Here is a 1,027-nt window from a genome sequence, read left to right on the forward strand (position 1 = left end):
GTAGTGCGTGGCCCCACCGGTGGGATCAGGCACCTTGCCGTCGATCACCTGTTCAGCGGCAATCCGCGCCTGCGCCAGCTCACGGAATGGGATCGGCTTGGCGCCACTCAGGTAGGCGAAGTTCGGGTCGTTCTTGTTCCAGCAGCTGAACTGGGACTTGGCCTGGCACACGCCGGCATAGCCCTCGCCCCACCATGACTTGTCCTTGCCGTCGTTCACGCGGTTGCAGATGGTCCAGGCTACGGCGATCTGGCCGGCTAGCGATTCGCTGCGGGCCTCACCCCACAGCGTTCGAGCGAGGATGTCCCGGTCTTTTTCGGTTGCGGTCATGCTTTTCTCCAGACGAAAAAAAGCCCGCCTTTTGGGCAGGGCAATGTTTGCTACGCATAAATCCGGACGCGAGTCTCCTTGATGGAGCTGTTTATGGTTGGCGAGTTCATCTCGATTAACAGGTCTAGGCTATTCGGCAGCCCGCCGACCGCGCTGTCATTGATTGCCAGGTCGGTGGAACTGGTCAGCTGCCGGTCGAGAGTCGTCGTGTTTGTGGCAGGAGCGCTGATCGTTTGCAGGATAACTGCGGCCTCGGCGGTATTACCGTTAAACGCTGACATACGCCGAATAGACGCAACTACCGACATCCCTGCAGCTTGAGCGTCATTYGCATAGGTTGTGAACAGGACAAAACCGCGAACGGCGGACACGCTCGGCGGGACTTCCCAAAGAAAAGAGAGTTTAACGCCTGCCTTGGCCCCTACTCGCTTGTTGGCGTCCCAACCGCTGGTATCAACTTTGTCATTGAGCAGGATGGAGGCTGGTCGCAGGTATATATCCTTCGGTTCCCAACCTTTAACCTTATTGTTGTCCAAGTACTGATAGTTCAGTAACCCAGCCCCATAGTTTATTAGCTTAGGCTTCTTGTCGATAACGCAATCTGTAACGTTGCCGTTAAAGAATTCAATATCAGCCAACGACCCAATGTTGTCGAAGCCAGCAACGTGAACGTATTTGGTGCCAAGCGAGATAACAA

Annotated in this window: 2 protein-coding genes; both read right to left on the reverse strand. The window is 55.5% G+C overall.

Going from position 1 to position 1,027, the window contains the following annotated elements; genetic code table 11:
* Positions 1-330: cell wall hydrolase (locus tag AC1DRJ_RS29340; RefSeq protein ID WP_477805209.1), on the reverse strand; the 330-nt coding region annotated here is incomplete at its 3' end.
* Positions 331-380: 50 nt separating this feature from the next.
* Positions 381-1,027: hypothetical protein (locus AC1DRJ_RS29345; protein ID WP_477805210.1), on the reverse strand; the 647-nt coding region annotated here is incomplete at its 5' end.

It is taken from the genome of Pseudomonas sp. P5_B2, from assembly GCF_056400445.1.